At 73.1% G+C, this 26,438-nt stretch carries 28 protein-coding genes and 1 riboswitch; of the genes, 11 read left to right on the top strand and 17 right to left on the bottom strand.

Annotated elements, in window-relative coordinates; translation table 11 throughout:
* Positions 1–105: 105 nt before the first annotated feature.
* Complete coding sequence (locus BX285_RS03680) at positions 106–810, top strand: VC0807 family protein (RefSeq protein WP_097236650.1); 705 nt, start codon at positions 106–108, stop codon at positions 808–810.
* Here BX285_RS03680 and BX285_RS03685 read toward each other — a convergent pair.
* Together BX285_RS03685 and BX285_RS03690 are read right to left on the bottom strand one after the other, a co-directional pair.
* A complete protein-coding gene (locus tag BX285_RS03685) occupies positions 783–1,205 on the bottom strand; it encodes a nuclear transport factor 2 family protein (RefSeq protein WP_121174457.1) in 423 nt (140 codons plus the stop codon). The genes BX285_RS03680 and BX285_RS03685 overlap by 28 nt on opposite strands.
* 73 nt (positions 1,206–1,278) lie before the next feature.
* A complete protein-coding gene (locus BX285_RS03690) occupies positions 1,279–2,154 on the bottom strand; it encodes a LysR family transcriptional regulator (protein ID WP_097236652.1) in 876 nt (291 codons plus the stop codon).
* 70 nt (positions 2,155–2,224) lie between these two features.
* Between BX285_RS03690 and BX285_RS03695 the strand changes: the two genes are divergently transcribed.
* Positions 2,225–2,593 (top strand): nuclear transport factor 2 family protein, encoded by a 369-nt coding sequence (locus BX285_RS03695; protein WP_121174458.1) that lies wholly within the window; start codon positions 2,225–2,227, stop codon positions 2,591–2,593.
* A 101-nt stretch (positions 2,594–2,694) separates the two neighbouring features.
* On the opposite strand, the gene BX285_RS03700 is transcribed toward BX285_RS03695, so the two are convergent.
* On the bottom strand, positions 2,695–3,744 hold the full coding sequence (locus tag BX285_RS03700) for an acyl-CoA desaturase (RefSeq protein WP_183106994.1): 1,050 nt from the start codon (positions 3,742–3,744) through the stop codon (positions 2,695–2,697).
* Positions 3,745–3,915: 171 nt separating this feature from the next.
* The gene (locus BX285_RS03705) at positions 3,916–4,575 is read right to left on the bottom strand and encodes a hypothetical protein (RefSeq protein WP_121174460.1); all 660 of its coding nucleotides are present in this window, start codon (positions 4,573–4,575) and stop codon (positions 3,916–3,918) included.
* A 100-nt stretch (positions 4,576–4,675) separates the two neighbouring features.
* On the opposite strand from BX285_RS03705, the gene BX285_RS03710 reads away from it, so the two are divergent.
* Entirely contained in the window at positions 4,676–5,326 is a 651-nt protein-coding gene (locus BX285_RS03710; protein ID WP_121174461.1) for a TetR/AcrR family transcriptional regulator, read from the top strand.
* Positions 5,327–5,538: 212 nt separating this feature from the next.
* On the opposite strand, the gene BX285_RS37085 is transcribed toward BX285_RS03710, so the two are convergent.
* The gene (locus tag BX285_RS37085; RefSeq protein ID WP_183106995.1) at positions 5,539–6,546 is read right to left on the bottom strand and encodes a hypothetical protein; all 1,008 of its coding nucleotides are present in this window, start codon (positions 6,544–6,546) and stop codon (positions 5,539–5,541) included.
* A gap of 172 nt (positions 6,547–6,718) precedes the next feature.
* Between BX285_RS37085 and BX285_RS03725 the strand changes: the two genes are divergently transcribed.
* Positions 6,719–9,220 (top strand): helicase C-terminal domain-containing protein, encoded by a 2,502-nt coding sequence (locus BX285_RS03725; RefSeq protein ID WP_121174464.1) that lies wholly within the window; start codon positions 6,719–6,721, stop codon positions 9,218–9,220.
* Positions 9,221–9,236: 16 nt separating this feature from the next.
* On the opposite strand, the gene BX285_RS03730 is transcribed toward BX285_RS03725, so the two are convergent.
* A complete protein-coding gene (locus tag BX285_RS03730) occupies positions 9,237–9,488 on the bottom strand; it encodes a hypothetical protein (RefSeq protein ID WP_097236659.1) in 252 nt (83 codons plus the stop codon).
* Positions 9,489–9,594: 106 nt separating this feature from the next.
* Between BX285_RS03730 and BX285_RS03735 the strand changes: the two genes are divergently transcribed.
* Both BX285_RS03735 and BX285_RS03740 read left to right on the top strand, forming a co-directional pair.
* The gene (locus BX285_RS03735; RefSeq protein ID WP_097236660.1) at positions 9,595–9,999 is read left to right on the top strand and encodes a hypothetical protein; all 405 of its coding nucleotides are present in this window, start codon (positions 9,595–9,597) and stop codon (positions 9,997–9,999) included.
* An 82-nt stretch (positions 10,000–10,081) separates the two neighbouring features.
* Positions 10,082–11,719: a DNA repair helicase XPB gene (locus BX285_RS03740; protein ID WP_097236661.1), complete on the top strand. Its 1,638-nt coding sequence runs from the start codon at positions 10,082–10,084 to the stop codon at positions 11,717–11,719.
* Between the two features lie 6 nt (positions 11,720–11,725).
* Here the strand turns inward: BX285_RS03740 and BX285_RS37090 are convergent, their stop codons facing one another.
* The gene (locus tag BX285_RS37090) at positions 11,726–11,887 is read right to left on the bottom strand and encodes a hypothetical protein (protein ID WP_179852790.1); all 162 of its coding nucleotides are present in this window, start codon (positions 11,885–11,887) and stop codon (positions 11,726–11,728) included.
* Positions 11,888–12,178: 291 nt separating this feature from the next.
* Between BX285_RS37090 and BX285_RS03745 the strand changes: the two genes are divergently transcribed.
* A complete protein-coding gene (locus BX285_RS03745; RefSeq protein ID WP_259470423.1) occupies positions 12,179–14,263 on the top strand; it encodes an AAA family ATPase in 2,085 nt (694 codons plus the stop codon).
* A 50-nt stretch (positions 14,264–14,313) separates the two neighbouring features.
* Here the strand turns inward: BX285_RS03745 and BX285_RS03750 are convergent, their stop codons facing one another.
* From BX285_RS03750 to BX285_RS03760, 3 genes are all read right to left on the bottom strand, one after another.
* Positions 14,314–15,000 carry a copper homeostasis protein CutC gene (locus tag BX285_RS03750; protein WP_097236662.1) on the bottom strand — a complete coding sequence of 229 codons (687 nt, stop codon included), beginning with the start codon at positions 14,998–15,000 and terminating at the stop codon, positions 14,314–14,316.
* 124 nt (positions 15,001–15,124) lie between these two features.
* Complete coding sequence (locus tag BX285_RS03755) at positions 15,125–16,105, bottom strand: hypothetical protein (protein ID WP_121174465.1); 981 nt, start codon at positions 16,103–16,105, stop codon at positions 15,125–15,127.
* Positions 16,102–16,485, bottom strand: a complete 384-nt coding sequence (locus BX285_RS03760) for a PadR family transcriptional regulator (protein ID WP_121174466.1) — start codon at positions 16,483–16,485, stop codon at positions 16,102–16,104. Before BX285_RS03760 ends, BX285_RS03755 begins: the two co-directional genes overlap by 4 nt.
* 66 nt (positions 16,486–16,551) lie before the next feature.
* Between BX285_RS03760 and BX285_RS03765 the strand changes: the two genes are divergently transcribed.
* Positions 16,552–17,220 carry a hypothetical protein gene (locus BX285_RS03765; protein ID WP_257032461.1) on the top strand — a complete coding sequence of 223 codons (669 nt, stop codon included), beginning with the start codon at positions 16,552–16,554 and terminating at the stop codon, positions 17,218–17,220.
* Here BX285_RS03765 and BX285_RS03770 read toward each other — a convergent pair.
* The 5 genes from BX285_RS03770 to thrC form a co-directional block, all read right to left on the bottom strand.
* Complete coding sequence (locus BX285_RS03770) at positions 17,217–17,573, bottom strand: hypothetical protein (RefSeq protein ID WP_097236663.1); 357 nt, start codon at positions 17,571–17,573, stop codon at positions 17,217–17,219. The two genes, BX285_RS03765 and BX285_RS03770, sit on opposite strands and share 4 nt — an antisense overlap.
* A 98-nt stretch (positions 17,574–17,671) precedes the next feature.
* Positions 17,672–19,294, bottom strand: coding sequence for a chaperonin GroEL (gene groL, locus BX285_RS03775; protein WP_097236664.1), 1,623 nt, complete (start codon positions 19,292–19,294; stop codon positions 17,672–17,674).
* A gap of 372 nt (positions 19,295–19,666) precedes the next feature.
* Positions 19,667–19,870, bottom strand: coding sequence for a cold-shock protein (locus BX285_RS03780; protein WP_030057071.1), 204 nt, complete (start codon positions 19,868–19,870; stop codon positions 19,667–19,669).
* 541 nt (positions 19,871–20,411) lie between these two features.
* Positions 20,412–20,690 (bottom strand): MoaD/ThiS family protein, encoded by a 279-nt coding sequence (locus BX285_RS03785; protein ID WP_097236665.1) that lies wholly within the window; start codon positions 20,688–20,690, stop codon positions 20,412–20,414.
* A gap of 58 nt (positions 20,691–20,748) precedes the next feature.
* Positions 20,749–22,029: a threonine synthase gene (thrC, locus tag BX285_RS03790; RefSeq protein ID WP_097236666.1), complete on the bottom strand. Its 1,281-nt coding sequence runs from the start codon at positions 22,027–22,029 to the stop codon at positions 20,749–20,751.
* A 17-nt stretch (positions 22,030–22,046) separates the two neighbouring features.
* A riboswitch (SAM riboswitch) is annotated at positions 22,047–22,182 on the bottom strand.
* A gap of 148 nt (positions 22,183–22,330) precedes the next feature.
* On the opposite strand from thrC, the gene BX285_RS03795 reads away from it, so the two are divergent.
* Both BX285_RS03795 and BX285_RS03800 read left to right on the top strand, forming a co-directional pair.
* Positions 22,331–23,335, top strand: coding sequence for a glucosyl-3-phosphoglycerate synthase (locus BX285_RS03795; RefSeq protein WP_097236667.1), 1,005 nt, complete (start codon positions 22,331–22,333; stop codon positions 23,333–23,335).
* A gap of 38 nt (positions 23,336–23,373) precedes the next feature.
* On the top strand, positions 23,374–24,858 hold the full coding sequence (locus tag BX285_RS03800; RefSeq protein ID WP_121174467.1) for a trehalose-6-phosphate synthase: 1,485 nt from the start codon (positions 23,374–23,376) through the stop codon (positions 24,856–24,858).
* Here the strand turns inward: BX285_RS03800 and otsB are convergent.
* Together otsB and BX285_RS03810 are read right to left on the bottom strand one after the other, a co-directional pair.
* Entirely contained in the window at positions 24,845–25,684 is an 840-nt protein-coding gene (gene otsB, locus BX285_RS03805; RefSeq protein WP_310794176.1) for a trehalose-phosphatase, read from the bottom strand. The two genes, BX285_RS03800 and otsB, sit on opposite strands and share 14 nt — an antisense overlap.
* A 41-nt stretch (positions 25,685–25,725) precedes the next feature.
* Positions 25,726–25,989, bottom strand: coding sequence for a DUF3263 domain-containing protein (locus BX285_RS03810; protein WP_097240064.1), 264 nt, complete (start codon positions 25,987–25,989; stop codon positions 25,726–25,728).
* 67 nt (positions 25,990–26,056) lie between these two features.
* On the opposite strand from BX285_RS03810, the gene BX285_RS03815 reads away from it, so the two are divergent.
* Positions 26,057–26,419: a cupin domain-containing protein gene (locus BX285_RS03815; protein WP_097236670.1), complete on the top strand. Its 363-nt coding sequence runs from the start codon at positions 26,057–26,059 to the stop codon at positions 26,417–26,419.
* Positions 26,420–26,438: the final 19 nt, after the last annotated feature.

Consider the following 26,438-nt stretch of genomic DNA (forward strand, 5'->3'; position numbering starts at 1 on the left):
CCCGCTCGGGCACGATCGATCACGATTCGGTGCCGGCGTTAGGCGCTTGACCTGCTGGTCCGTCAGAATGAGCCGGCAAATCCAGCTCACTCGGGGGACAACACCGTGTCAACTTCCGCCGCTCCACAGGCTCCTGCCCGCAAGGGGAAGGCCGCCGCGCTCGGCTGGCTGATCAGCATCGGCTTCAACGTCGTCGCGCCGATCCTGATCTACAACCAGCTGCACGACCACGGCTACAGCGAATCCACCGCCATCCTGCTCTCCGGCCTGGGCCCGGTGGTCGACACCCTCATCTACCTGGTCTGGCACCGCCGGATCGACGAGTTCGCGGTGGTCTCCCTGGTCTTCGTCGCGCTGACCCTGGTCGTCGCGCTGATCGGGCCGCAGGACCCGAAGATGCTGCTGGCCAAGGACTCCTTCGTCTCGGGCCTGCTCGGCGTGTTCTACCTGGCGTCGCTCGCGGCGCCAAAGCCGATCATGTTCTACTTCGGGCGCAAGTTCGCCACGGACGGCACGCCGGAGATGGTCTCCTGGTGGAACTCCATGTGGCAGTACCCGGGCTTCCGCCGGGTGCAGCGCAACCTGACCATCGTCTGGGGCGCGGCGTTCGTCCTGGAGGCCGTGCTGCGGATCGTCCTGGTCTACACCCTGTCGCACGGGACGGTGGTGACGGTCAACAACGTCCTTCCGTACGCGGTGCTCGGCGGGCTGGTCTACTTCACCATCGCCTACGCCAAGCGGGCCGGTGCCCGGGGTAGGGCCGCTGCCGAAGCTGCTGCTCCTCAGCTCATCAGCGCGGGCGCGAAGTAGTCCCGCAGTCGGGCGATCTTCCCGTCGCGGACCCGGAAGATCTGCACCAGGGAGACCACCACGTCCTCGCCGCCGCTGTCCCCGTCCCCGTCGAAGACCGTGTCGATCTCGGCGATGAACACCTCGGGATCGGCGGTGGTGTGCAGCACGTACCCGGACTTCGCGATGTTGGGCCTGCGCCCGTCGCCCTTCGCCTGGCGCTCGTAGTACGCCGCCATGGCGGCACGGATCTCCTCGCGGCCCACCAGCCTCCTGGGGAAGGTGGCGTCGGCGGGCATGAGCGGCGCCTCGAAGACACCGTCCTCGGTGAAGTTCTCGGCGAGGGCGTCGGCGTTCCGGGTCATGGCGCCGGCGTGGACGTAGCTCTCGAAGATCTCCTGCGGCGTTCGGGACATGACGGCCTGACCTCCCTGGACTCGGAGTAGCGAGGGCCACCCAATCACAGCTCCGCGTGGCGCCGCATGACGATCAGTCGGATTGCATCGCGGCCCTGAGCTCGGCCCGCAGCAGGCGCACCGCCGGGGAGTGCTGGTCGGGCCGGGCGACCAGGCCGAGGCGGGCGTCCGTCGCGGCGTCGGCGAGCGGGACGGCCCGCAGGCCGGCGCCCTCGACGGAGGAGGCGCTGAGGACGGCGACCCCGGCGCCGCGTTCGGCGAGGCGGAGCACGGCGAGCGGGGAGCTGGCGGCAATGTCCACGCGCGGGTCGAGGCCGAGCCGGCGGCAGGAGTCCTCGTAGGCGGCCCGGAGGCCGGTGCCCGGGGAGAGGCAGAGGATCTTCTCGGTCCGCAGGTCGGCGAGGTTCAGCGTCTCGCGGTCGAGCGGGTGCCCGGCCGGGACGACGGCGACGATCCGCTCGTCCACGACGATGTCGACGTCCAGGCCGGGGACCGCCTCGCCGGCGAAGCCGATCAGGGCCAGGTCCAGGTCTCCGGAGAGGACCTGCGCCTGGAGGAGGTCGGAGTGGCCCTCGTGCAGGCTGAGTTCGATGCCGGGGTGGGTGCGGCCGAGGTCGGCGACGACGTCGAGGAAGGGCGGGATCGAGCAGCCCATGATCATGCCGAGCCGGACCCGGCCGCGGACCGCGTCGGCGAACTCGGCCGCGGTGTGCCGGATGGCGTCCAGGGTGGTCAGTGCGCTCTTCGCCAGCGGGAGGACGGCCTCGCCCGCCGGGGTGAGCCGCACCCGCCGGCCGGTACGGTCGAGCAGCTGCTGCCCCAACTCCCGCTCCAGCTTGGCGATCTGGGTGCTGATGCCGGACTGGCTGACGTGCAGGCGCCCGGCCGCGGCGGTGAAGGAGCCCTCGTCCACGACGGCCGCGAAGTAGCGCAGCTGATGCATCTCCATAACTCAGGATGATAACTGGAATCCGATCCATCTGTTGGACGTATGGAAAGCGCGCCGGGAGGATGGAGGCATGACGACGACGAAGACCGCACGTGAGCTTGCCGAGACCTACTTCACCGCCTGGGAGGCGGGCGACTTCGAAACCCTCCGGCGCCTGCTGGCCGACGACGTGGACTTCGTCGGCGCCCTGGGCACGGCCTCCGGGATCGACGAGGCCCTGGGCGGACTGCGGGGGCTCGGGCAGGTGCTGGAGAAGATCGACGTGAAGACCCGGGTCGCCGAGGGCGACGAGGTGATCACCTGGTTCGAGCTGCACACCAGCGTCGCCCCGCCCGCGCCCACGGCGAACTGGATGCACGTGGAGAACGGGAAGATCGCCCGGATCCGGGTCACCTTCGACCCGCGCGGCCTGCTGGCGGGGTTCGAGAAGAAGGCCTGACGCCCAGGAGACGACCTGACGCCGAGGAGACGGGCCGATCAGGGCGGAACGCGGGTGCCCGTGACCACAGGGGAGTCACGGGCACCCGCCTTCCGCCCTGATCAGCCGCCGGAGCGGATCGGCTCGCCCGTCCGGTGCAGGTGGGCCAGGATCTCGCGGTACGAGCGGAACAGGCCCGTCTCGTAGTACGGGATGCCCTTCTCCGCGCAGAACTCCCGGGTGATCCGGGCCGCCCGCCCGAGCGCGGGCGTCGGCATGCTGGGGAACAGGTAGTGCTCCACCTGGTAGTTGAGACCGCCCATCACCGCGTCGACGACCGGGCCGCCGCGGACGTTGCGCGAGGTGAGCACCTGCCGGCGCAGGAAGTCCAGCTTCATCTCCGGCGTCACCATCAGCATCCCCTTGTGGTTCGGGGCGAAGACGCAGCCCAGGTAGACCCCGAGCAGCGCCTGGTGCACGGCGAGGAAGGCGGCCGCCTTGCCCGGCGGAAGCGCGGCGAGGACGAGCCCGAGGTAGGCCGCGAAGTGGACGACCAGCAGGACGCCCTCCAGCAGCGGGCGCTTCATCATGGGGCTGCGCAGCGCACGGAAGCTGTTGAAGCTGAGGTTGAGGCCCTCCAGCAGGAGCAGCGGGAAGAACAGGTACGCCTGCCGGCGGCCGATGAACCGGGCGAGGCCGCTCGCCTGCCGGGCCTGCCGCTTCGACCAGACGACGAGGTCCGGGGAGACGTCCGGGTCGCGCTCCTCGTGGTTCGGGTTGGCGTGGTGGCGGGTGTGCTTGTTCATCCACCAGCCGTAGCTCATGCCCATCAGCAGGTTGGCGGCGATCCGGCCGCCGATCTCGCTCGGCAGGCGCCGGTCGAAGACCTGACGGTGCGCCAGATCGTGCGAGAGCAGACCGATCTGGGCGGAGACCACGGACATCGCCGCCGCCAGGCCGAGCTGCCACCAGGTGTCTCCGAGCGCGAACAGGGCCCACCAGCCGCCGAGGAACGCGGCGAGCACCAGGGCCGTACGGGCGGCGTAGTAGCCGGGGCGCCGGTCGAGCAGTCCCTCGGCGGCGATCCGGCGGCTCAACTGGGCGAAGTCGCTGCCGCCGCCGGCCGTCTTCGGGGCGGGGGGCGCGGTCATCGTCACGGGCTGTGTGGGCATGCCCCGAGTCTGCTGCGGCGGGGCGGCCCGAAGAACGGGGAAAGCACCCTTGCCGTACGGGTGTTATCCCCCGCACGGGCAGGGGGGCCGACCCCGCCGTGGTCACCCTCCGTGCAGAAATGCCGCTGCGGCGGCCCGGGGTCGGAACCCCGGGCCGCCGCAGCACTCCGGTCAGGCTTCGGCCGGCCGCACCACCCGGCGGCGGACCGCCCAGACCGCCGCGCCCAGCACGAAGCCGTACACCGAGACCAGGCCGTGGCCGTTCTCCTGGGCGATCCACATCGCCAGGCCCAGCGCCGGGACGCCGGCCGCCAGCGCGATCTCCTTGGGGAGGCGGGTGCGGGTGAGGAAGGCGAGCGCGAGGGTGGCGCCGAGGAAGTAGGTCGCGCCGGAGCTCCCGGCGAAGTTGCGCGGGTCGGTGCTGGGGCCGCCGCCGAAGCCGAGCAGGGTGTCGATCCGGCCGGGCAGGAGGATGCCGGCGAGGAAGAAGCCGAGGGTGAGCGGTCCGCCCCAGTACCACTGGGCGAGGGCCGCGACGGCGGCGAGGGTGACGAGGTTCCACAGGCCGCCGAAGAGGCCGCCGTTCTGCATGAACACCGAGGTGAACTCGCGCCACCAGCCGGACTTGGCGGGGTCCGCGTCGAGCGCGTCCATCGCGCCGGACCAGACGAGCTGGAGCAGCACACCGCCGACCGCGACCGCGGTGAGCGCGATCGCCGCCCACGGGAGCGGCCGGCTCCGCAGGGTGTCCCGGCCGACCACGCCGAGACCGGAGTTCACCATCATGACCATCAGTGCGGCCGTGGTCACGTTGAACAGGATCGCCCCCATCGCCCTCCCCCTTCGCTTTTCCAACACCGTTTGAAAACCGGACGAGAGAAAGCTAGCACAGTTTCGAACGGTGTTGGAAAAATCAGGTACGGTGAAACGCATGAAGCTCACCAAGGAGCGCATCGTCGACGCGGGCATGGCCGTCTTCGCCGAGGTCGGGTACCAGAACCTGTCCATGCGCCAGGTCGCCGACCGACTCGACGCCCATGCCGGCAGCCTCTACTACCACGTCCGCGGCAAGGACGAGTTGCTCGCCCTGATGGCCGACCGGGTCTGCCGCCAGGCCTACGCCGCGGGCACCGAGGCCCTGGCCGCCCTCCCGGCCGACGCCACCTGGCAGGACCGCGTCGACGCCCAGGCCGCCACCCTTCGCCTGAGCATCAAACAGCACCCCGGCGGCGCCCAGCTCCTCGCCGAGAGCCCCGGCGTGCTCAGCCCCGGCGGCCTCTCCCTGATGGAGCGACTCCTGCGCACCCTCCTCGACGCCGCCGTACCCGCCGAGTCCTGCGGGATCGCCGCCGACACCCTGCTCAGCCACGTCACCGGGTTCGTCCTCCAGGAGCAGAACCAGCCGGCCCCACCGCCGTCGCTCGGCCCGGAGCAGTACCACGCGCTGCGCGAGCGCTTCCCGCTGGTCATGGGCGAGCTGATCCCGCGGATCGGCCAGGACGAGAAGTTCCACCGGAGCGTCCGCCTGCTCTGCGCCGGCTTCGCCGCGTCCGGGGCCGCTGCCCCGCCGACCCGGGCCTGAGGGCTCGGGCCGGGCACCGGCCCGAAAGTGACGTCACGCACCATCCGCCCACCCCGTCCGGTACCCGCGTGACAGTTCGACAGCGGTCCGACAGGATTCCTCCCGCGCGACCTCGGCGGTCGCCCACGACGCCCGTCCCGGGCCGCTCCCCTCGGAGGAATCCACTCATGAACGGGCGACGGCTCCGGCACGGCAGCCTTCCGCCGCCCGGCTCAGCCCTGCTGAGGCGGGCGGCGGCGCAGGCCGATCAGCAGCAGTACGACCGCGGAGATCACCGCCGACACCCGCAGCACGTTCGGCGCCGAGGACCAGCTGATCTGGCCCAGCGGACTGCCGGACTGCAGACCGCCGCCGCCCCCGCCGCCGCCCTGGGCGGCGCCGCCCTGCTTGGCCTGCTGCATGGCGTACAGGGTGGTCGCGCTCATGGTGATCAGTGGGATCCCGAGGATCACGAACTTGCGCATCAGGTCGGAGAGTTGGCGGGAGAGGTAGCCGAGGCCCCAGCCCGCCAGCATGGCCGGGAAGAACCCCGTGACGGCGCCGCCGACCAGCAGCGTGCTGGAGAGCAGGATCAGCGGGGACGGTCTGCGGACGTCCCCTCCCGCGCCCTTGCCCTTGCCGCCCTTCCCTGCGGCGGCAGCCCTGCCCCCGGCCGGGGCGGCCGGGACCGGCGGGCCGGGCGGAGCCGCGGAGGCCGCCCCGCCCCCCGCCTGGTCCCCGGTCGCGCCCCCGGCCTTCCCCTTGGCCTTCCCCAGGATCGACCACATCGACGTCTTCGGCTTCGCCGTGTCCGCCCCGGGCTGCGCGGCCGCCTGAGCCGCAGCCTGTGCGGCCGCCCGGGCCGCCTCCTCCTCCACCGCCCGCTGCTCGGGGATCGACCCCGGCGCGGGCTCCGGCCCGTCGGAGAAGTCGAACACGGTCATGGTCCACGGCCCCGTGCTGCTCACCATCGGCGGCGGGATCACCGAGTCCCGCTCCCCCGCGGCGACGGCGTCCGGCGGGTCCAGCGGTACGGACGGGATCCCGGCCGCACCCGGCGCCGACGGGCCGTACACGCTGTCAGGGTCCACGGTGGGTACGGCCGGAGCGTCCGCCGCTCCCGGCCCCGGAGCCGATGCCGCAGCCCCTGCGGCGTCCCCCGGCGCAGCGCCGCCCTCCCGGGCGCCCGCCGAGCGCTCGCTCCACGGCCCGCTCTTGCGCCACCACTCGCCGTCCGTCATCACCGACACCCCGCCTCGCCCGCGCCGCCTGCTGAGAGTGCGACGGCCGCCCACCGAACCGCCCTCGGCGTGACGCTACCCACCCGGCCCCCGCGCACGCGAGTCCATCGGCCCGGGTCGGAGCAGCCCGAGGGACACCCCACCGTCGGCCCGCCCGACTAACCTAGGTCGAATGACCACACAGCAGGGCCCCCAACGCCGGGCCAGGTCCGCCACCGGCCCGCGCACGCTCGCCGAGGAGCTGCGCGCCCGTCCCGACGACGCGCTCGCCACCCTGCTCCGGTCCCGCCCCGACCTGCTGAACCCCGTGCCCGGGGACCTCACCCAGCTGTCCGCCCGGCTCTCCTCGCGGGCCTCCGCCCTGCGCGCACTGGAACGGCTCGACCGGTTCACCCTGCAGGTCGCCGAGGCCCTGGCCACCGCCCCGGACGGCACCTCCGCGGCCACCGTCCGCACCCTGCTGACCGGCCCGGCCAAGGTCAAGCCGCACCCCGGCGCCACCCCGCTGACCCCGGCCGACCGCTCCGCCGTCGCCTCCGCACTGCCCCGCGCGCTCGCCACCCTGCGTGACCGGGCGCTGCTCTGGGGCCCCGACAACGGCCTGCGGCTGGTCCTCGCGGTCCGCGAAGCACTCGCCCCGACCGCCGCCAACCCCGGCCGAACCGGTCTCGGCCCGACCCTCGCCGACGCCACCGTCGGCATGTCCCCGGCCCGGCTGCAGCAGCTGCTCGCCTCGGCCGGCCAGGCCGCCACCCCGGACCCGGTCACCGCCGTCGCCGCGCTCACCGACCTGCTCACCGACCGCGCCCGCTGCGCCGCGCTGCTCGACACCGCCCCCGAGCCGGCGCTGCGGCTGCTGGACCGGCTGGTCTGGGGCCCGCCCACCGGCACCGTCCCGGACGCCACCCGCCCGGTCACCGCCGAGGACGCGCAGAGCCCCGTCGAGTGGCTGCTCGCCCGCGGTCTGCTGCTGCCCACCAGCCCCGGCAGCGTCGTCCTGCCCCGCGAACTCGCCCTGCACCTGCGCGGCGGCCGCAGCCACCGCACCGTCGAACCGCTGCAGCCCGAGCCCGTACCCGCCACCGCCCCGCGCGATCCACAGGCTGTGGACGGCGCCGCGGCCGGCCAGGCCCACACCGCCGTCAAGACCGTCGAGGAGCTGCTGGACGGCTGGGGCCTCACCCCGCCGCTCACCCTGCGCGCCGGCGGCCTCGGCGTCCGCGACCTCAAGCGCGCCGCCCAGGCCCTGGAGACCACCGAGCAGCAGGCCGCCTTCTGGCTCGAACTCGCCTACACCGCCGGCCTGCTGGCCCCCGACGGCGAGGTGGACGAACGCTGGGCCCCCACCCCCGGGTACGACAGCTGGCTCCAGCTGGACACCGCCGAACGCTGGTCCGTGCTCGCCACCGCCTGGCTCGCCGCCACCCGCGTCCCCGCCCTCGCCGGCACCCCGGACGGCAAGGGCAAGCCGCGCGCCGCGCTCGGCCCCGAACTCGACCGCACCCTCGCCCCGTCCGTGCGCCGCGCCACCCTCGCCCTGCTCGCCGAACTGCCGCCCGGCACCCCGGCCACCGCCGAGGAACTGCTCCCCACCCTGCGCTGGCAGCGCCCGCTGCGCGGCGGCCCGACCGGCCCGGACGGCCGCGACCTGCGCGACGAGCTCACCACCTGGACCCTCCACGAGGCCGAACTCCTCGGCGTCACCGGCCGCGGCGCCCTCGCCTCCCACGCCCGCGCCCTGCTCACCGGCGAGGCCGACCCGGCCGAGGTGCTCGCCCCGCTGCTCCCCCGGCCGCTCGACCACGTGATCCTCCAGCCGGACCTCACCGCCGTCGCCCCCGGCCCGCTGCTCACCCCGCTCGCCCACGCCCTCGCGCTCTGCGCCGACATCGAGTCCAAGGGCGGCGCCACCGTCTACCGCTTCACCCCGGCCTCCGTCCGCCGCGCCCTCGACGCCGGACGCACCGCCGCCGACCTGCGGACCTTCCTGGAGCAGCACAGCCGTACGCCCGTCCCGCAGCCGCTCACCTACCTGATCGACGACGTCGCCCGCCGGCACGGCATCCTGCGGGTCGGCGCCGCCTCCTCCTACCTGCGCTGCGACGACCCGTCGCTGCTGAACGAGGTCCTGGCCGACCGCCGCTCCGCCGACCTGCGGCTGCGGCTGCTCGCCCCCACCGTCCTCGCCGCCCAGGCCGCCCCGGACGTCCTGCTCGCCACGCTGCGCACGATGGGCTACGCCCCGGCCGCCGAATCCGCCGAGGGCGACGTGCTGATCACCCGCCCGGACAGCCACCGCACCCCGCCCCGGACGGCCCCCACCCCCGTCCCCGACGGCCCGCCCACCCCCGACGACACCCTGCTCGCCGCCGCCATCAAGGCCATCCGGGCCGGCGACCGGGCCGCCACCGCCACCCGCCGCGAGCCCACCCCCGACCCGCGCCACCTGCCCCGCACCGCCGCCGCCGAGACCCTGGCCGCCCTCCAGACGGCCGTCCTCCTCGGCGAGCGGATGTGGATCGGCTACCTCAACGCCGAGGGCATCGCCAGCCAGCGCATCATCGACCCGGTCAAGGTCGAAGGCGGCTTCGTCACCGCCTTCGACCACCACGCCGACGAACTCCGGACCTTCGCCCTCCACCGCATCACCGGCGTCGCCGAGCTGGACGAATAACGCAGGCCGCAGGGCGTCAGTGCCCCTGCGACTCCTTCATCTTCTCCTTGACCGCCTTGTCCGCCAGGCTGCCGATCTCCCCCTGCCCGACCGGAAGTTCACCGCCGGTCACGGTGTCCGCGAGCAGGAATCCGGGCGCCGCCAGCAGGCCGCCCGGCCCCTCCCCGATGCCCGCCAGGGCGTGGGCGGAACCGGCCGAGGAGGCGGTGGCGGCGAAGGCCGTGCCCATCAGGGCGAGTGCGGTGAGAACGCGCTTCGACTTCTTCATGACCGGCTCAACGAGCCAGGCCCCCCGCCGGTCACCGGCATGCGGTTGCGCCGCCCCGGGACGCGGCGTAGTCCGGAAGGACAGGGGGTTCCGCAGAGGAGGCATCATGCTCGGTGAACTGATCGGTGAGGTCAACGGCAAGGACACCGGCCGACGGGTCATCGCGGCCGGTGACGGACACGCGGTCGTCGAGGTGTCGTTCGCGGGCACCGCCACCTACTTCGGCGTCGAGGTCTCCGGCTTCGGCACGTACGAGACCGAGCTCCGCGCCGACGGCACGCTGTTCGGCGAGGGCCAGGGTGTCGACATGACCGCCGACGGCCAGACCGTCACCTGGCACGGCAGCGGCATCGGCCACTTCGCCGAGGGAGGCGTCGTCAAGTACCGCGGTGCGATCTTCTTCTCCACCGCCGCCCCGCAGCTGGAACGGCTCGACTCCGCCGTCGGCGTCTTCGAGTTCGACGCCGCCCCGGACGGCACGTCCACCGGCAAGCTGTACGAGTGGAAGTAGCCCGTCCCGGTTCTCCGCGGAATGCGCGACACTGGAGGGTCTGCGTCAGACCACCCTGTCAGCCAGTGGAGGACTTCCCCGCGTGAACGACGGACCGCTCATCGTCCAGAGCGACAAAACTCTCCTCCTGGAGATCGACCACCCCAAGGCCGGCGACTGCCGCCGCGCCATCGCGCCGTTCGCCGAGCTGGAGCGGGCGCCCGAGCACGTGCACACGTACCGGGTGACCCCGCTCGGGCTGTGGAACGCGCGGGCGGCCGGGCACGACGCCGAGCAGGTGGTGGACGCCCTGGTGACGTACTCGCGCTACCCGGTGCCGCACGCGCTGCTGGTGGACGTGGCCGACACCATGGGCCGGTACGGCCGGCTCCAGCTGCTCAAGCACCCGACGCACGGGCTGGTGCTCACCACCACCGACCGGCCGGTGCTGGAGGAGGTGCTGCGCTCCAAGAAGATCGCCCCGCTGGTCGGCGCCCGGGTCGACCCGGACACCGTGGTGGTGCACCCCTCCGAGCGCGGGCAGATCAAGCAGGTGCTGCTCAAGCTCGGCTGGCCCGCCGAGGACTTCGCCGGGTACGTGGACGGCGAGGCGCACCCGATCGACCTGGACGAGGACGGCTGGCAGCTGCGCCCGTACCAGGCACAGGCCGTCGAGGGCTTCTGGCACGGCGGCTCGGGCGTCGTGGTGCTGCCCTGCGGCGCCGGCAAGACGCTGGTCGGCGCGGCCGCGATGGCGCACGCCAAGTCGACCACGCTGATCCTGGTCACCAACACCGTCTCGGCCCGCCAGTGGAAGCACGAGCTGGTCAAGCGCACCTCGCTCACCGAGGACGAGATCGGCGAGTACAGCGGCACCAGGAAGGAGATCCGCCCGGTCACCATCGCCACCTACCAGGTGATGACCACCAAGCGGAAGGGCGTCTACGCGCACCTGGAGCTGTTCGACGCCCGCAACTGGGGCCTGGTGGTCTACGACGAGGTGCACCTGCTGCCGGCCCCGGTGTTCAAGTTCACCGCCGACCTGCAGGCCCGCCGCCGGCTCGGCCTGACCGCCACGCTGGTGCGCGAGGACGGCCGCGAGGGCGACGTGTTCAGCCTGATCGGCCCCAAGCGCTTCGACGCGCCGTGGAAGGAGATCGAGGCGCAGGGCTACATCGCGCCCGCCGACTGCTGCGAGGTGCGGGTCACCCTGACCGACTCCGAGCGGCTCGCCTACGCGACCGCCGAGCCGGAGGAGCGCTACCGCTACTGCGCCACCACGGCGACCAAGCGGCGGGTGGTGGAGGCGCTGGTCAGGAAGCACGAGAAGGACCAGACGCTGATCATCGGCCAGTACATCGACCAGCTGGACGAGCTCGGGGAGGTCCTGGACGCCCCGGTGATCAAGGGCGAGACCAGCAACGCCCAGCGCGAGAAGCTCTTCGACGCGTTCCGCAACAAGGAGATCAGCGTCCTGGTGGTCTCCAAGGTCGCGAACTTCTCGATCGACCTGCCCGAGGCCACGGTGGCCATCCAGGTCTCCGGGACCTTCGGCTCCCGCCAGGAGGAGGCCCAGCGCCTCGGCCGCGTGCTGCGCCCCAAGGCGGACGGCCATGCGGCCCACTTCTACTCGGTGGTCGCCCGGGACACCGTGGACCAGGACTTCGCCGCCCACCGGCAGCGCTTCCTGGCCGAGCAGGGCTACGCGTACCGCATCATCGACGCCGACGACGTGCTCTAGCGGAGGTCAGTACCGGACACCGTCGCGCCCGAGGAAGATCACGCGCGCGGCGGTGTCCAGCACGATGCCGACGTTGCGCACCACGGTGCTCAGCGGGTTGCGGTGGCGGCCCTGGACGGCGGTCGCGCCGGCCGGGCCCGAACGGGGGGTGGGGGTTTCGGTGCTCATGTCTTCAACGGTAGGCACCCGGACGGCCGCGGGCATCACTCCGAAGGCCGCATCCAGCGAGGCACCCGTCCTCCTCCAGGTGTACGCACGCCCCTGAGACCTGCGGGGCTGGAACCCGGAGACGGACGGGTCTAAGATCGTCCGTCTGCCCCCTCCCGAACCGTGGTACCTGCTGAAGTCCCGCAGGCAGCCGGGGGAGGCGCCGACCGCACGGCAACCGGTCGGCTGTACCCCACCGTGAGCTCCATCGATCCGCTGCGCCCGCCACCGGGGCAGCCGGGAAGGTTCGCTGTGCCCGCCACCCCCACCACCGACCCCCTCCAGCGCGAACGCGAGCACCTGGCCGCGTCCCGGGCCGCGCTGCGAGCGATGCGCGAGGACGTCGAGTCGCTCGACCTGCGCGACGTGACCGGCACCTGGGTGTCCGCCGTCGTCCTGCAGAACCAGATCGAGGCCAGGATCGCCGCCCTGGCCGACCTCTCCCACACCCCGCTCTTCTTCGGCCGCCTCGACTACCTGCACGCGGTCAGCGAGGCGGGCCCCTCCAGCCCGAAGGCGGGCGAGGAGGGCCTGTCCGAGGGCGGAGGGGGAGAGAACTTCTACATCGGCCGCCGCCACGTCCACGACGCCGCCGGCGACCCGATGGTGATCGACTGGCGCGCGCCGGTCTCCCAGCCGTTCTACCGGGCCAGCCGCACCGAGCCGATGGACGTCGAGCGCCGCCGCCGCTTCGGCTACACCGGCGGCGAACTCACCGCCTACGAGGACGAGCACCTCACCGACCCGGCCGAGACGGACACCGCCTCCGCCCTGCTCGCCGCCGAGATCGAGAAGCCCCGCGTCGGCCCGATGCGCGACATCGTGGCCACCATCCAGCCCGAGCAGGACGAGATCGTCCGCTCCGACGTGACGGGCACCATCTGCGTCCAGGGGGCCCCGGGCACCGGGAAGACGGCCGTCGGCCTGCACCGCGTCGCGTACCTGCTGTACGCGCACCGCGACCGGCTGGCCCGCACCGGCACCCTGGTGATCGGGCCGAACAACGCCTTCCTCTCGTACATCGAGCAGGTGCTCCCGGCCCTCGGCGAGCTGGACGTCGCCCAGGCCACCGTGCAGCAGCTGGTCGGGCACGTCGAGGTCCGGGGCGAGGACGACCCGGAGGCGGCCCGGCTGAAGGGCGACGCCCGGATGGCCGAGGTGCTGCGCCGGGCCGTGCAGGCCGGCATCACGCTGCCCACCGAGCCCTGCGTGGTGATCCGCGGCTCCCGCCGCTGGCGCGTCCCGGTGTACGAACTGGTGGAGATCATCGAGGAGTTGAGGGGCCGCGAGATCCGCTACGGCGCCGCCAGGGACGCCCTGCCGCAGCGCATCGCGCACGCCGTGCTGCTGAAGATGGAGCAGGGCGGCGAGGCCCCGGACGACCGGGTGCAGGACGCAGTGGCCCGCAACAGCGCGGTCAAGGCGGTGGTCAAGGAGTGCTGGCCGGCCGTGGACCCGGCGAAGCTGGTCCTGCGGCTGCTCTCCGACCCCGGGTTCCTGGCCGAGTGCGCCGAGGGCGTGCTGACGCCCGAGGAGCAGGCAGCGGTGCTCTGGCCCAAGCCCGGCCGCTCGGTGAAGACCGCCCGCTGGACGCCGGCCGACGCCGTCCTGGTGGACGAGGCGACGGACCTGGTGCAGCGCACGCCCTCGCTCGGGCACGTGGTGCTGGACGAGGCGCAGGACCTCTCCCCGATGCAGTACCGGGCGGTCGGCCGCCGCTGCACCACCGGCTCGGCGACGGTCCTCGGCGACCTCGCCCAGGGCACCACCCCGTGGGCGACGGCGAGTTGGCCGGACGCGCTGCACCACCTGGGCAAGCCGGACGCGCACATCGAGGAGCTGACCAAGGGCTTCCGGGTGCCGGAGGAGGTCATCGCGTACGCCTCCCGGCTGCTCCCGGCGATCGCCCCCGGCCTGGCCCCGGCCGGCTCGGTCCGCGAGGCGCCCGGCTCGCTGACGATCCGCCACATCGCCGACGGCGGCCTGCCGGAGGCCGTGGTCGCCGCCTGCCGGGAGGCACTGGCGCGCGAGGGCTCGACCGGCCTGATCGCCGCCGACGCCCGGATCCCGCAGCTCGCCGAGGCGCTGGCCGCGGCCGGCCTGCCGCACCTCACCCCCGGCACCGAGACCACCGCCGAGGCCCGGCTCACCCTCGTCCCGGCCTCGCTGGCCAAGGGCCTGGAGTACGACTACGTGGTGCTGGACGAACCGGCCGCGGTGATCGCCGGCGAGCCGGACGAACGGACCGGCCTGCGGCGGCTGTACGTCGCACTGACCCGCGCCGTCTCCGGCCTGACCGTGCTGCACGAGGCTCCGCTGCCCGAGCAGCTGCGCTGACACGCTTCGAGGGGCCGGCCCGTGACGGCCGGCCCCTCGTGCAAACCCGCTCAGGCGTCGATCAGCGCCCGCCACTCGGCGACCTTGGCCGCGTCCACCGGCGTCTGCCAGCCGCCGGCCCGCACCGCACCGCCGACGTGGAAGGCGTCGAAGCCGTCCGCCCGCAGCTCCTTCAGGTGCTCGGCCCGCAGGCCGCCGCCGATCAGGATCCGCTGCCGGTAGCCGGGCTCCCCGGCGCGGGCGAGCTCGGCCGACAGCACCTCGCGGCCGGCGTCCACCCCGGCGGCCGCGCCGGAGGTGAGGAAGGTGTCCAGCCCGGGCAGGGCACCGACGGCGGCCCGCAGGGCGGCCCGGTCGGCGCTGTGGTCGATCGCCCGGTGGAAGGTCCAGCGGCAGCCGGCCACCGCCTCGGCGACGACCGTGGTGGCGGCCAGGTCGACGGCGCCGCCGGCGTCGAGGAAGCCGAGGACGAACTCCTCGGCGCCCTCGGCGCGCAGGGCGGCGGCCCGGGCGCACAGCTCGTCCAGGTCGCCGGGGGCGAAGCCGTCCCGGATCCGGAGCATGACGCGCAGCGGGATGCCGACGGCGGCCCGGATCCGGGCGAAGTCCTCGACGGACGGGGTGAGCCCGTCGGCGGCCATGTCGGTGACCAGTTCGAGCCGGTCGGCGCCGCCCGACTCGGCGGCCTGGGCGTCCTGGGGCGTCAGCGCGATGACTTCGAAAATTGGTCTAGACATATTCGACAGCCTGCCACATCCCGCCGAACCCGGCGAGACCACACCACCGTTCCGGCCACCCCGCCGTTCCGCGCCACCAGCCAGCCGTTCGGGGCCACCAGCCAGCCGTTCCGGGCACCCCGCGTCACACCGGACTGCGTCCCACCCCGGCGCGCGCCGCCCCGCCACGCCCGGCCCCACCCCGGCCGACCCGGTGCACCGCCACGGCCGTCACCGCCAGCAGCACCAGCACCGGCACCACCGTGGGCAGCAGGTGCGAGACCCCCCGGGACTCCCGCCAGATGTTGAACAGGCTGGCCGGCCCGGTCAGCGCCAGCACCACGATCCCCAGGGCGGCGGGCGCCACCCGGCTGCGCAGCGCGGTGAAGGCCAGCAGCGCCGGCACCACCAGCATCGCCACGAACCACCCCTGGTCCACCGGGAACGTCGTGTCGTCCCAGCGCTGCCCCGCCGCCAGCAGCCCGCCCGTCACCGCCGAGGCCAGGACCAGCCCCCGGGTCCGCCAGGTAGCCCGGGGCAGCAGGTCGGTCGGGGCGCCGGCCAGCACCAGCGCGCAGAGCGCCAGCGGCAGGGTCGCCATCCCGACGTACCCGGACCACCACACGGAGAAGTACGAGCGGTGGGCCTCCTGCCCCAGTTCGAGCAGGCCCATCGCGCCCAGGGCCAGCGACAGGCCCCGTCCCGCCGTCCACCGGCCGAGCAGCGCCGCCACCAGGAGCAGCATCGCCGTGACCGGCTCGGCCAGGATCCCGACGTAGGTGCGCAGCGAGTCGTCCCAGGTGAGCTTCCAGGCCACCCGGTCCGCGTCGGCGACCCAGGGCGCCAGCACGGCACCGATCACGGCGCCGACGGCCATCGGGGCGGCCATCGCCAGCACCCGGCCGGGCATCGAGGCGCCGGTCAGCCCGAGCCGCACCCGCAGCCCGTACAGCGCCAGGTCGAGGATCTCCCGGGCGACGGCGCAGCGGCCGGCCTGCGCCGTCGTCTCGGCGAAGACCTCCGCCAGCTCCTCGCCGCGCTCGCGGCGGTAGTGCGCCGGGTAGAGCTGGAGCGCGGCCCGCAGCGCGGGCGACAGCCAGGGCGCTCCGATCGTCGGCGTGGTCATGTGAGGCCTCCCCCCGTCGCGGGCCGCCTGTCCGGCCCCGCCTTCCCCGTCAGCATCGACCGGACTTTCGAGAGCCGGCGCTCCGCCTCGGTGGCGACGGCCAGCAGCCGCTCGGCCTCGGCGGCCAGCGCGCCCCGGCCGGCGTCGGTCAGCGCGTAGGTGCGCCGGGCGCGGCCGTCGACCACCTCCTCGGCGGCGACCTCGATCAGGCCCTGGCCGAGCAGCCGGTCGAGGGCGCCGTAGAGCGTGCCGGTGCGCATCCTGACCCGGCCGTCGGAGATCGCGGCGACCTCCTGGATGAGGGCGTAGCCGTGTCTCGGCGCGTCGGCCAGTGCGGTGAGCAGGAGCAGCGTGGGCTCCTGCATCGAGCGTTCCGTCATACGCCTACATATATCGTCAACCTACCTATAGGTCCAGCGCCCGGCCGAGCCGCCACAATGGCCCGCATGCCCGAGACGACGCCCGAGACCATGCCCGACACACCGCCCACCACGACCGACGACCTGCTCGCCGCCTGGACCGCCCTGCTGCACCGCTGCGGCGCCACCACCGACCCCGGGCCGTACGGCCGCGAGCTGCTGCGCCGCTGGTCCGAGCCGCAGCGCCGCTACCACACCCCCGAGCACCTGCGCGCGGTCCTGCGCCACGTCGACGACCTCGCCGGGCACGCCGCCGACCCGGACACCGTCCGCCTCGCCGCCTGGTTCCACGACGCCGTCTACCGCCCCGACCGCAGCGAGAACGAAGAACGCAGCGCCGCCCTGGCCGTCCGCGCCCTGACCGCCGCCGGCCTGCCCGCCGCCCGCACCGCCGAGGTCGAGCGGCTGGTGCTGCTCACCGTCGCCCACGACCCGGCGCCGGGCGACCGCGACGGCGAGGTGCTCTGCGACGCGGACCTCGCCGTCCTCGGCGGCACCCCCGGGGCGTACGCGGCGTACGCGGCCGCCGTCCGGGAGGAGTACGGCTTCGTCCCGGAGCCGGACTTCCGCGCGGGCCGGGCCGCCGTGCTGCGCCGGCTCCTGGCGCTCCCGGCGCTCTACCGCACCCCCGCCGCCCGCGAGCGCTTCACCGCCGCCGCCCGCACCAACCTGACGACCGAACTCGAAAGTCTCTAGCGCAGCTCGCCGACCGGCGCCACCACCGCGCCCTGCTTGCCGCACACCCAGTGCGGCTCCGGCCCCAGCTCCGGCTCCACGCCCAGCGCGTGCGGATCCCCGTCGGCCGCGCAGACGGTACACAGCGGCCAGCGCCCGTACGCCTCCAGCAGCGCGTCCTGGACGTCCTGCGCGACCAGTCCGAGCACGTACTCGGTGCCGTCCGGCCACTGCTCCAGCCACCACCGGCGGTGGGTGACGGCCTGCTCCACCAGCGAGACGACGGCGGCGTCGGCCACGTCCCGTGCGGTGAGGTCGGCCAGGATCAGGGCGCGCGCGTTGTGCAGGGCGGTCTCGATGTCGTCGGAAGCCATCCCCCCATTGTCCGGCACAACGCCGCGTGGGCGGCCCCCCGAAGGGAACCGCCCACACGGACGAGGATCAGCCGATCCGACCGGTAGACCGATCAGGATCAGAAGTCCATGTCACCGCCCGGCATGCCGCCGCCGGCGGCCGCGGCGGCCTTCTCCGGCTTGTCGGCGATGACGGCCTCGGTGGTGAGGAACAGCGCCGCGATGGAGGCGGCGTTCTGCAGCGCGGAGCGGGTGACCTTGGCCGGGTCGATGATGCCCTCGGCGACCAGGTCGACGTACTCGTTGGTGGCGGCGTTCAGGCCGTGACCGGCGGGGAGGTTGCGCACCTTCTCCACCACGACGCCACCCTCCAGGCCGGCGTTGGTCGCGATCTGCTTGATCGGGGCCTCCAGCGCGACCTTGACGATGTTGGCACCGGTGGCCTCGTCGCCCTCCAGCTCCAGCTTGTCGAAGGCGACACCGGCCTGCAGCAGCGCGACGCCACCACCGGCGACGATGCCCTCCTCGACGGCGGCCTTGGCGTTGCGGACGGCGTCCTCGATGCGGTGCTTGCGCTCCTTGAGCTCCACCTCGGTGGCCGCGCCGGCCTTGATGACGGCCACGCCGCCGGCCAGCTTGGCGAGGCGCTCCTGGAGCTTCTCGCGGTCGTAGTCCGAGTCGCTGTTCTCGATCTCGGCGCGGATCTGGTTCACGCGGCCCGCGACCTGCTCGCTGTCGCCGCCACCGTCGACGATGGTGGTCTCGTCCTTGGTGATGACCACCTTGCGGGCGGTGCCCAGCAGGTCGATGCCGGCGTTCTCCAGCTTGAGGCCGACCTCCTCGGAGATCACGGTGCCACCGGTGAGGATGGCGATGTCGCCGAGCATGGCCTTGCGGCGGTCGCCGAAGCCCGGGGCCTTGACGGCGACGGACTTGAAGGTGCCGCGGATCTTGTTCACGACCAGGGTCGACAGGGCCTCGCCCTCGACGTCCTCGGCGATGATGACGAGCGGCTTGCCGCTCTGCATGACCTTCTCCAGCAGCGGGAGCAGGTCCTTGACCGAGCCGATCTTGGAGTTGGCGATGAGGATGTACGGGTCCTCGAAGGTCGCCTCCATCCGCTCCAGGTCGGTGGCGAAGTAGGCCGAGATGTAGCCCTTGTCGAAGCGCATGCCCTCGGTGAGCTCCAGCTCCAGACCGAAGGTGTTGCTCTCCTCGACGGTGATGACGCCTTCCTTGCCGACCTTGTCCATGGCCTCGGCGATCAGCTCGCCGATCTGGGTGTCGGCGGCCGAGATGGAGGCGGTGGAGGCGATCTGCTCCTTGGTCTCCACGTCCTTGGCCTGGGCCAGCAGCTGGTCGGAGACGGCGGCGACGGCCTTCTCGATGCCGCGCTTCAGGGCCATCGGGTTGGCGCCGGCGGCGACGTTGCGCAGACCCTCGCGAACCAGGGCCTGGGCCAGCACGGTGGCGGTGGTGGTGCCGTCACCCGCGACGTCGTCGGTCTTCTTGGCGACCTCCTTGACGAGCTCCGCGCCGATCTTCTCGTAGGGGTCTTCGAGCTCGATCTCCTTGGCGATGGAGACACCGTCGTTGGTGATCGTGGGGGCGCCCCACTTCTTCTCCAGCACGACGTTGCGGCCCTTGGGGCCGAGCGTGACCTTCACTGCGTCGGCGAGCTGGTTCATGCCACGCTCAAGGCCGCGGCGAGCTTCCTCATCAAAGGCGATGATCTTGGCCATCAGAAGTGGTCCTCCGGGACACGGTCGACTGCTCGGACCAAGGGGTGCCCGCGACGGACGGCCCTGGTGTGCGGGGGTCTTTTCCCCTACCGCTCCCGGGGGCCTCACCGACCCGGTCCGCTGTCACTCTCACGCTGTGAGTGCTAACGCCAATGATTAGCACTCACGGTGGTCGAGTGCAAGCCCAATCACCGATCCGCGAGCCGCCGCGGAGCCCGCACCCGGCCCACCAGGCGGCCCGCCGACCACCCCGCCACACGGCCCCCGCCGGGGAACGCCGACGGGCCCGCACGACGCGTGTCGTACGGGCCCGCCGAGAAGCGAGAGGTCACCAGCCGTAGGGCCGCGCCGAGCTCCTGGGGTCGGAAGGCGTCAGCCCGCGGCGCGGACCATGTCCGCCTGCGGGCCCTTCTGTCCCTGGGAGATCTCGAACTCGACCCGCTGGCCCTCCTCGAGGGTGCGGTAGCCGTCCATCTGGATCGCGCTGTAGTGGACGAAGACGTCCGCACCACCGTCGACCGCGATGAAGCCGTAGCCCTTCTCCGCGTTGAACCACTTGACGGTGCCCTGAGCCATTCCGAACTCCCCTAGTGCTGTGCTGGCCCTTCACGCGCCCGCAGGTCACGGGCCCGGGTTGGTTGTGTAGGCCGGCCCGGGGAACCCCCCCTGAGCGCAGCCGTGCACGCCGCAATCCCCCGCACGGGATGCCGAACGGCTTCCGGTGGGCGGCTGATTGCGTCGACCGCCGCTGAATGTATCCGGACCGAAGCCCTCTGCAACAGGGTCAGCCGCCGGGAATTCCGCTGCACTGTCAAGGGACAGGACAGGGTGAACCGGGAAAATCTCCGCATTTCACGCCGGACATAGCGGACGAATTACTCAAATGCCCGCGCGAATTCTGACATCGGCCTGACATGTTTCCCGCGCCGGTCTCACCGGCCGGACGCCCTCCGGTGGAACACCGCGGAAGGCCGAAAGGGAGGCCCTGTTCCCAGCCGAGCCACACTCTACTCCGACTCGACCGGGAAATATTCCCGCCGAAATTCACGCGGCCGCCCGCCCGTACGGAGAGCGGAATTCCGTACGGGCGGGCGGCCGGAAACGGGGCCGCGGCGGGTCAGCAGCCGCCGGCCACCGCCGGGATGATCGAGACGCCGGCGCCGTCCTTGATCTCGGTCGCCAGGCCCTCGGCGAAGCGCACGTCGTCGTCGTTCACGTAGACGTTCACGAAGCGGCGCAGCTTGCCGGTGTCGTCCAGGATGCGGGCGGAGATGCCCGCGTGGTTCTTCTCCAGGTCGGCGATGACCTCGGCCAGGGTGGCGCCCTCGGCGGTGACCTCGGCGGCGCCGTCGGTGTAGGTGCGCAGGATGGTGGGGATGCGGACGGTGGCGCTCATGGCTCTCCTTGCGGGGTGGGGCCTTGCGGGGGGGCGGGGCCTTGCGGGGTGGAGGTGGTCAGGCGGACGCGAGGCCGGCGGCGCGGAAGGACTCCAGCGTCGGGCGGATGACGGCGGTCATGCCCGCGTCGGAGACGGCGTCCAGGGTCTTCAGGCCGTCGCCGGTGTTGATCGCGACGGTCTCCTTGGCCGGGTCCAGCTGCCCGGTCTCGACCAGCTTCTTCAGCACGCCGACGGTCACCCCGCCCGCGGTCTCGGCGAAGATGCCCTCGGTCCGCGCCAGCAGCCGGATCGCCGCCACGACCTCGGCGTCCGTCACATCCTCCACCGCACCACCGGTCCGCCGCGCGATGTCCAGCACGTACGGCCCGTCGGCCGGGTTGCCGATCGCCAGCGACTTGGCGATGGTGTTCGGCTTGACCGGCCTGATCACGTCCCGCCCGGCCTTGAAGGCGGCCGACACCGGCGAGCACCCCTCGGCCTGGGCGCCGAAGATCCGGTACGGCCGGTCCTCGACCAGGCCGAGCTTGATCAGCTCCTGCAGCCCCTTGTCGATCTTCGTCAGCTGCGAGCCCGAGGCGATCGGGATCACGATCTGCTCCGGCAGCCGCCAGCCGAGCTGCTCGCAGATCTCGTACGCCAGCGTCTTGGAGCCCTCGCCGTAGTAGGGGCGCAGGTTGACGTTGACGAAGCCCCAGCCCTCACCGGCCGCGTCGCCGATCAGCTCCGAGCAGAAGCGGTTCACGTCGTCGTAGTTGCCCTCGATGCCGACCAGCTCGCCGCCGTACACCCCGGCCATGACGACCTTGCCCTGCTCCAGGTCGTGCGGGATGAACACGCAGGAGCGGAACCCGGCGCGAGCGGCCGCCGCACCCACCGCACCGGCCAGGTTGCCGGTCGAGGAGCAGGACAGCGTGGTGTACCCGAACGCCCGGGCCGCCTCGATCGCGCAGGCCACCACCCGGTCCTTGAAGGAGTGCGTCGGGTTCCCGGAGTCGTCCTTGATGTGCAGCTGGGCGGTGAAGCCGAGCTCCCGGCCCAGGTTGTCCGCCTTCACCAGCGGGGTCCACCCCGGGTTCAGGTTGGGCTTGGACGCCACGTCGGCCGGCACCGGCAGCAGCGGGGCGTAACGCCAGACGGACGCCGGACCGGCCTCGATCCGCTTGCGCAGCTCCTCGGCGTCCTCGCCGCCGAACTCGTAGGCGATCTCCAGCGGGCCGAAGCACTCCAGGCACGCGAAGCTGGGGCCGAGGGGGAAACGCGTTCCGCACTCCCGACAGGACAGCGCGGTGGCCGGGCCCAGGTCGACGGAAACAGGTGCGGCAAGGTCGATAGCCATGATGGCGGAGGCCTCTCTCCTCATCTTCCCCGCGGCGCGGTCGCGCCACAGGCCGGAATTGGCACCTGTCCCGCCGGGGCCTGTCGACGACAGCCGAGCGAGAAGGTTGCCGGGACGTCAACGGGCCGTTCCCTCAGTCCCTCTGGATGAGCTTGTGAAATTGTGTTGCTGCTCAACGGCGACCCCGGCGTGCGAAGGTCCGACCGCTGTACGAAGACTGTATCCGAAGGCGTCAACCCTGAACGGGACCGTCCGCCACGCGAGATGGCCCGTCCCACCCGACCCCGCCGAGGAGACTTCCGTGCCCGCCGAACCGACTCCCGAGCTCCTCCCGCAGGCGGCGTCCTGGCTGCGCCGCCGCTCCTGGAGCGCGGCCGACCGGCCGGTCGACGCCCTCCTCGCGGCCAAGGAACGCACCGGCCGCACCGTCAGCGTGGTGCTCCCCGCCCTGGACGAGGAGGCCACCGTCGGCGACATCGTCCGCACCGTCCGCCGGGAGCTGATGGAACGCCTCCCGTTGGTCGACGAGCTCGTCGTGGTCGACTCCGGCTCCACCGACGCCACCGCCGCCGTCGCCGCCGAGGCCGGCGCCCGGGTGGAACACCGGGACGCCATCCTGCCCCGGCTGCCCGCCGCCCCCGGCAAGGGCGAGGTGCTCTGGCGCTCGCTGCTGGTCACCCACGGCGACATCGTCTGCTTCGTCGACGCCGACCTGCGCGAGTTCGACCCGGCCTTCGTCTCCGGCATCGTCGGCCCGCTGCTGACCGACGAGTCCATCCAGCTGGTCAAGGCCATGTACGACCGCCCGCTGGAGACCGAGAGCGGCGCCGTCGTCCCGGCCGGCGGCGGCCGCGTCACCGAACTCGTCGCCCGTCCCCTGCTCAACCTCCACTGGCCGGAACTCGCCGGTTTCGTCCAGCCCCTCGGCGGCGAGTACGCGGCCCGCCGCTCACTGCTCGAACGACTGCCCTTCCCCACCGGCTACGGCGTCGAACTCGGCCTGCTGGTCGATGCGTTGGAACTGGCCGGGCTGGACGCCCTGGCCCAGGTGGACGTCGGGGTCCGGCACCACCGCCACCAGGACGGTCAGGCCCTCGGCCGGATGGCCGCCACCATCTACCGCACCGCCCTCGAACGCCTGGCCCGCACCCACCGCCTGAAAGCCTCCGCCGACCTGGTCCACCCCTACCTCACCCAGTTCGCCCGCGACCCGGACACCCGCGCCTTCACCGCCCACACCCACCCGGTGACGGCCCTGGAACGCCCCCCGATGCACACCCTCCCCGAGTACGCGACCCGGCACTGAAGGGTTTGCCGTCCCGACCCCCCGGCAACATCCCCATCATGGGCGATCTCACGACCGAACGTTCGAGTGCGACCGGCACCGCCCCCATCCTGGTGGCCTCCAACCGGGGACCGGTGTCGTTCAGCACCGCCGCCGACGGCACGCTGACCCTCCGGCGCGGCGGCGGAGGCCTGGTCTCCGGCCTCTCCGCGATCGACGACCCGAACGCCGTCTGGGTCTGCGCGGGCCTGAACGACGCGGACCGCAGAGCCGCCCGGGAGGCCCCCGACGGCCGCCTCGACCTGGCCGGCCACGACGTCGGCGGACAGGCCGTCCGGATGCTGGACATCGACCCCGAGACCTTCGCCCGCGCCTACAACGGCGTCGCCAACTCCACCCTCTGGTTCGTCCACCACCTGCTCTACGCGACCCCCACCGCACCGTCCTTCGACGCCGGCTTCCGCACCGAATGGGCCGCCTACCAGGCCTACAACGCCGCCTTCGCGAACGCCCTGGCCGCCGAAGCCGCCCCGAACGCCGCCGTCCTGGTCCAGGACTACCACCTCTCCCTCGCCCCTGCCCTGCTCCGCGAAGCCCGCCCCGACCTGCGGATCGGCCACTTCTCCCACACCCCCTGGGCCCCGCCCGAGTACTACCGGCTGCTGCCCGACGACGTCGCCGCATCCGTCCTCACCGGCATCCTCGGCGCCGACCGGGCCGGCTTCCTCACCGAGCGCTGGGCGCGCGCCTTCGCCGCCTGCTGCGCGGACCTCCTCGGCGCCGCCGTCGACCACGACGCACTCACCGTCACCCACGAAGGCCGCACCACCCACCTCGGCGTGCACGCCCTCGGCGCCGACGCCGACTTCCTGCGCGAGCGCTCCCACCGCCCCGACGTGGACGAACGCCTCGCCGCCCTCCGGGCAGCCGTCGGCGACCGCCGCACCATCGTCCGGGTCGACCGCACCGAGCTGAGCAAGAACATCGTCCGCGGCCTCCAGGCCTACCGGCACCTGCTCCGCACCCGCCCCGAGTGGCACGACCGGGTGGTCCACATCGCCTTCGCCTACCCGTCCCGCACCGACCTGGCCGAGTACCGCGACTACACGGCCGCGGTCGAACACCTCGCCGCCGACATCAACGCCGAGTTCGCCACCCCCACCTGGCAGCCGCTGATCCTGCACGTCAACGACGACTTCCCGCGCTCCCTCGCCGCCTACCGCCTCGCCGACGTGGCCCTGGTCAACCCCATCCGGGACGGCATGAACCTGGTGGCCAAGGAAGTCCCCGTGGTCTCCGACCGCGGCTGCGCCCTGGTCCTCTCCCGGGAGGCCGGCGCCCACGCCGAGCTCGCCGGCGACGCCCTGACGGTCAACCCGTACGACGTCATCGCCACCGCCGACGCCCTCCACACCGCCCTCACCATGCCCGAGGCCGAGCGCACCGACCGCACCAAGCGCCTCGCCGCGGCGGCCACCGCCCTCCCCCCGCAGCAGTGGTTCCTCGACCAGCTCAACGCGCTGGCCCAGCTCAACGTGGAGTGAGTGCCTCCCCCAGCGCCCCCAACAGCTCCACCACCCCGGCCGGCCCCGCGACCACCAGGTCCGCGCGGTCGGCCAACTCCTTCACCGGCGCGTCCCCCACCGCCCCGCTGCACACCAACAACCCCGCCACGCCCTCGCCCCGCAGCTCCTCCACCGCCGCGAACGCCGCCACGTCCCCCAGGTCGTCCCCCGCATAGAGCACCGACCGCGCCCCCCGCTCCCGCAGGAACCCGGTCAGCGCCGCCCCCTTGTCCACCCCCGGCGGCCGCAACTCCAGCACCAACCGCCCGGGCTCCACCACCAGCCCGTACCCGGCCGCCAACTCCGCCACCGGCGCCCGCAACAGCTCCAGGGCCTCCTCCGGCGCCGCCGTCCGCCGCGTGTGCACCGCCACCGAGCGCCCCTTGTCCTCCACCCACACCCCCTCCGGCGCCCCCACCCGCGCCAACACCTCCGGCAGCGCCTCCCGCGCCCCCGCCACCCCCGGGTGCACCTCCGGCGCCGTCACCTCCCCGTCCTCCCACCGCTCGGCCCCGTAGTGCCCCAGCACCACGACCCCCGGCACCCCCGCCAGCCCCCCGTACTCCACCGCCACCGCCGCAGGCCGCCCGGTCACCACCACCACAGCCCCCACCACCGGCGCCAGCACCCGCAACGCCCCCACCACCCCCGGATGCGCCCTGGCCCGAGCCGGATCCGCCACGATCGGCGCCAACGTCCCGTCGAAGTCCAAGGCGATCACCGCCCCCCGGGGCGCCCCCAGAATCGCCCGCACCCCCTCCCGCCCGGCAACGGTCGTCGGCACCCACATCTCTTCGAATCCCATACCCGACCCCATACCCCCGGCCCCACCCGGGAACGCCCGGCTCAGCGAGCCTCCCGCCGAGCCTCCCGCACCCGCCGCAACCGGTTCACCAGCACCGGCGCGTGTGCCAACGCCTCCTCCCGGTCCAACAAGGCGTTCAGCAGCTGGTAGTACCGCGTCGAGGAGAGCCCCAGCTCCTCCCGGATCGCCCGTTCCTTGGCCCCCGCCGTACGCCACTGCCGCCCCTCCAACGCCAGCACCGCCCGGTCCCGCTCACTCAGCTCGCCCACCGAAGACACCCTCCGCCCGCCACTACGGAGTGTCATTCTCCCGCGCAACCCCGACACACACTGCTCGTCCCACCCCCGCCGCGCCCCCGCTAACGTCACCCCCATGACCGCGCGCACGCCCGAGCCCAGCTTCGCCCTGCACATCCCCGATGCCGAGCTCGAACCCGACCCGCTCGACCCGTCCCAGATCCGCTCCGGCACCCCCGAGGTCACCGGCAAGGTCCTCTCCGAGAGCCCCGACGGCCGCCACCTGCGCGGCATCTGGCAGATCACCCCGGGCGTGGTCACCGACGTGGAGGCCGACGAGATGTTCGTGGTCCTCAGCGGCCGGGCCACCATCGAGATCGAGGACGGCCCGACCCTGGAGGTCGGCCCCGGCGACTGCGCAGTCCTGCGCGAGGGCGACCGCACCACCTGGACGGTCCACGAAACCCTCCGCAAGGCCTACGCGATCACCCTCCCCTGAGCCGCGAAGAACCCGCGCG

This window comes from Streptomyces sp. 1114.5, assembly GCF_003635085.1.
Taxonomy (GTDB): domain Bacteria; phylum Actinomycetota; class Actinomycetes; order Streptomycetales; family Streptomycetaceae; genus Kitasatospora.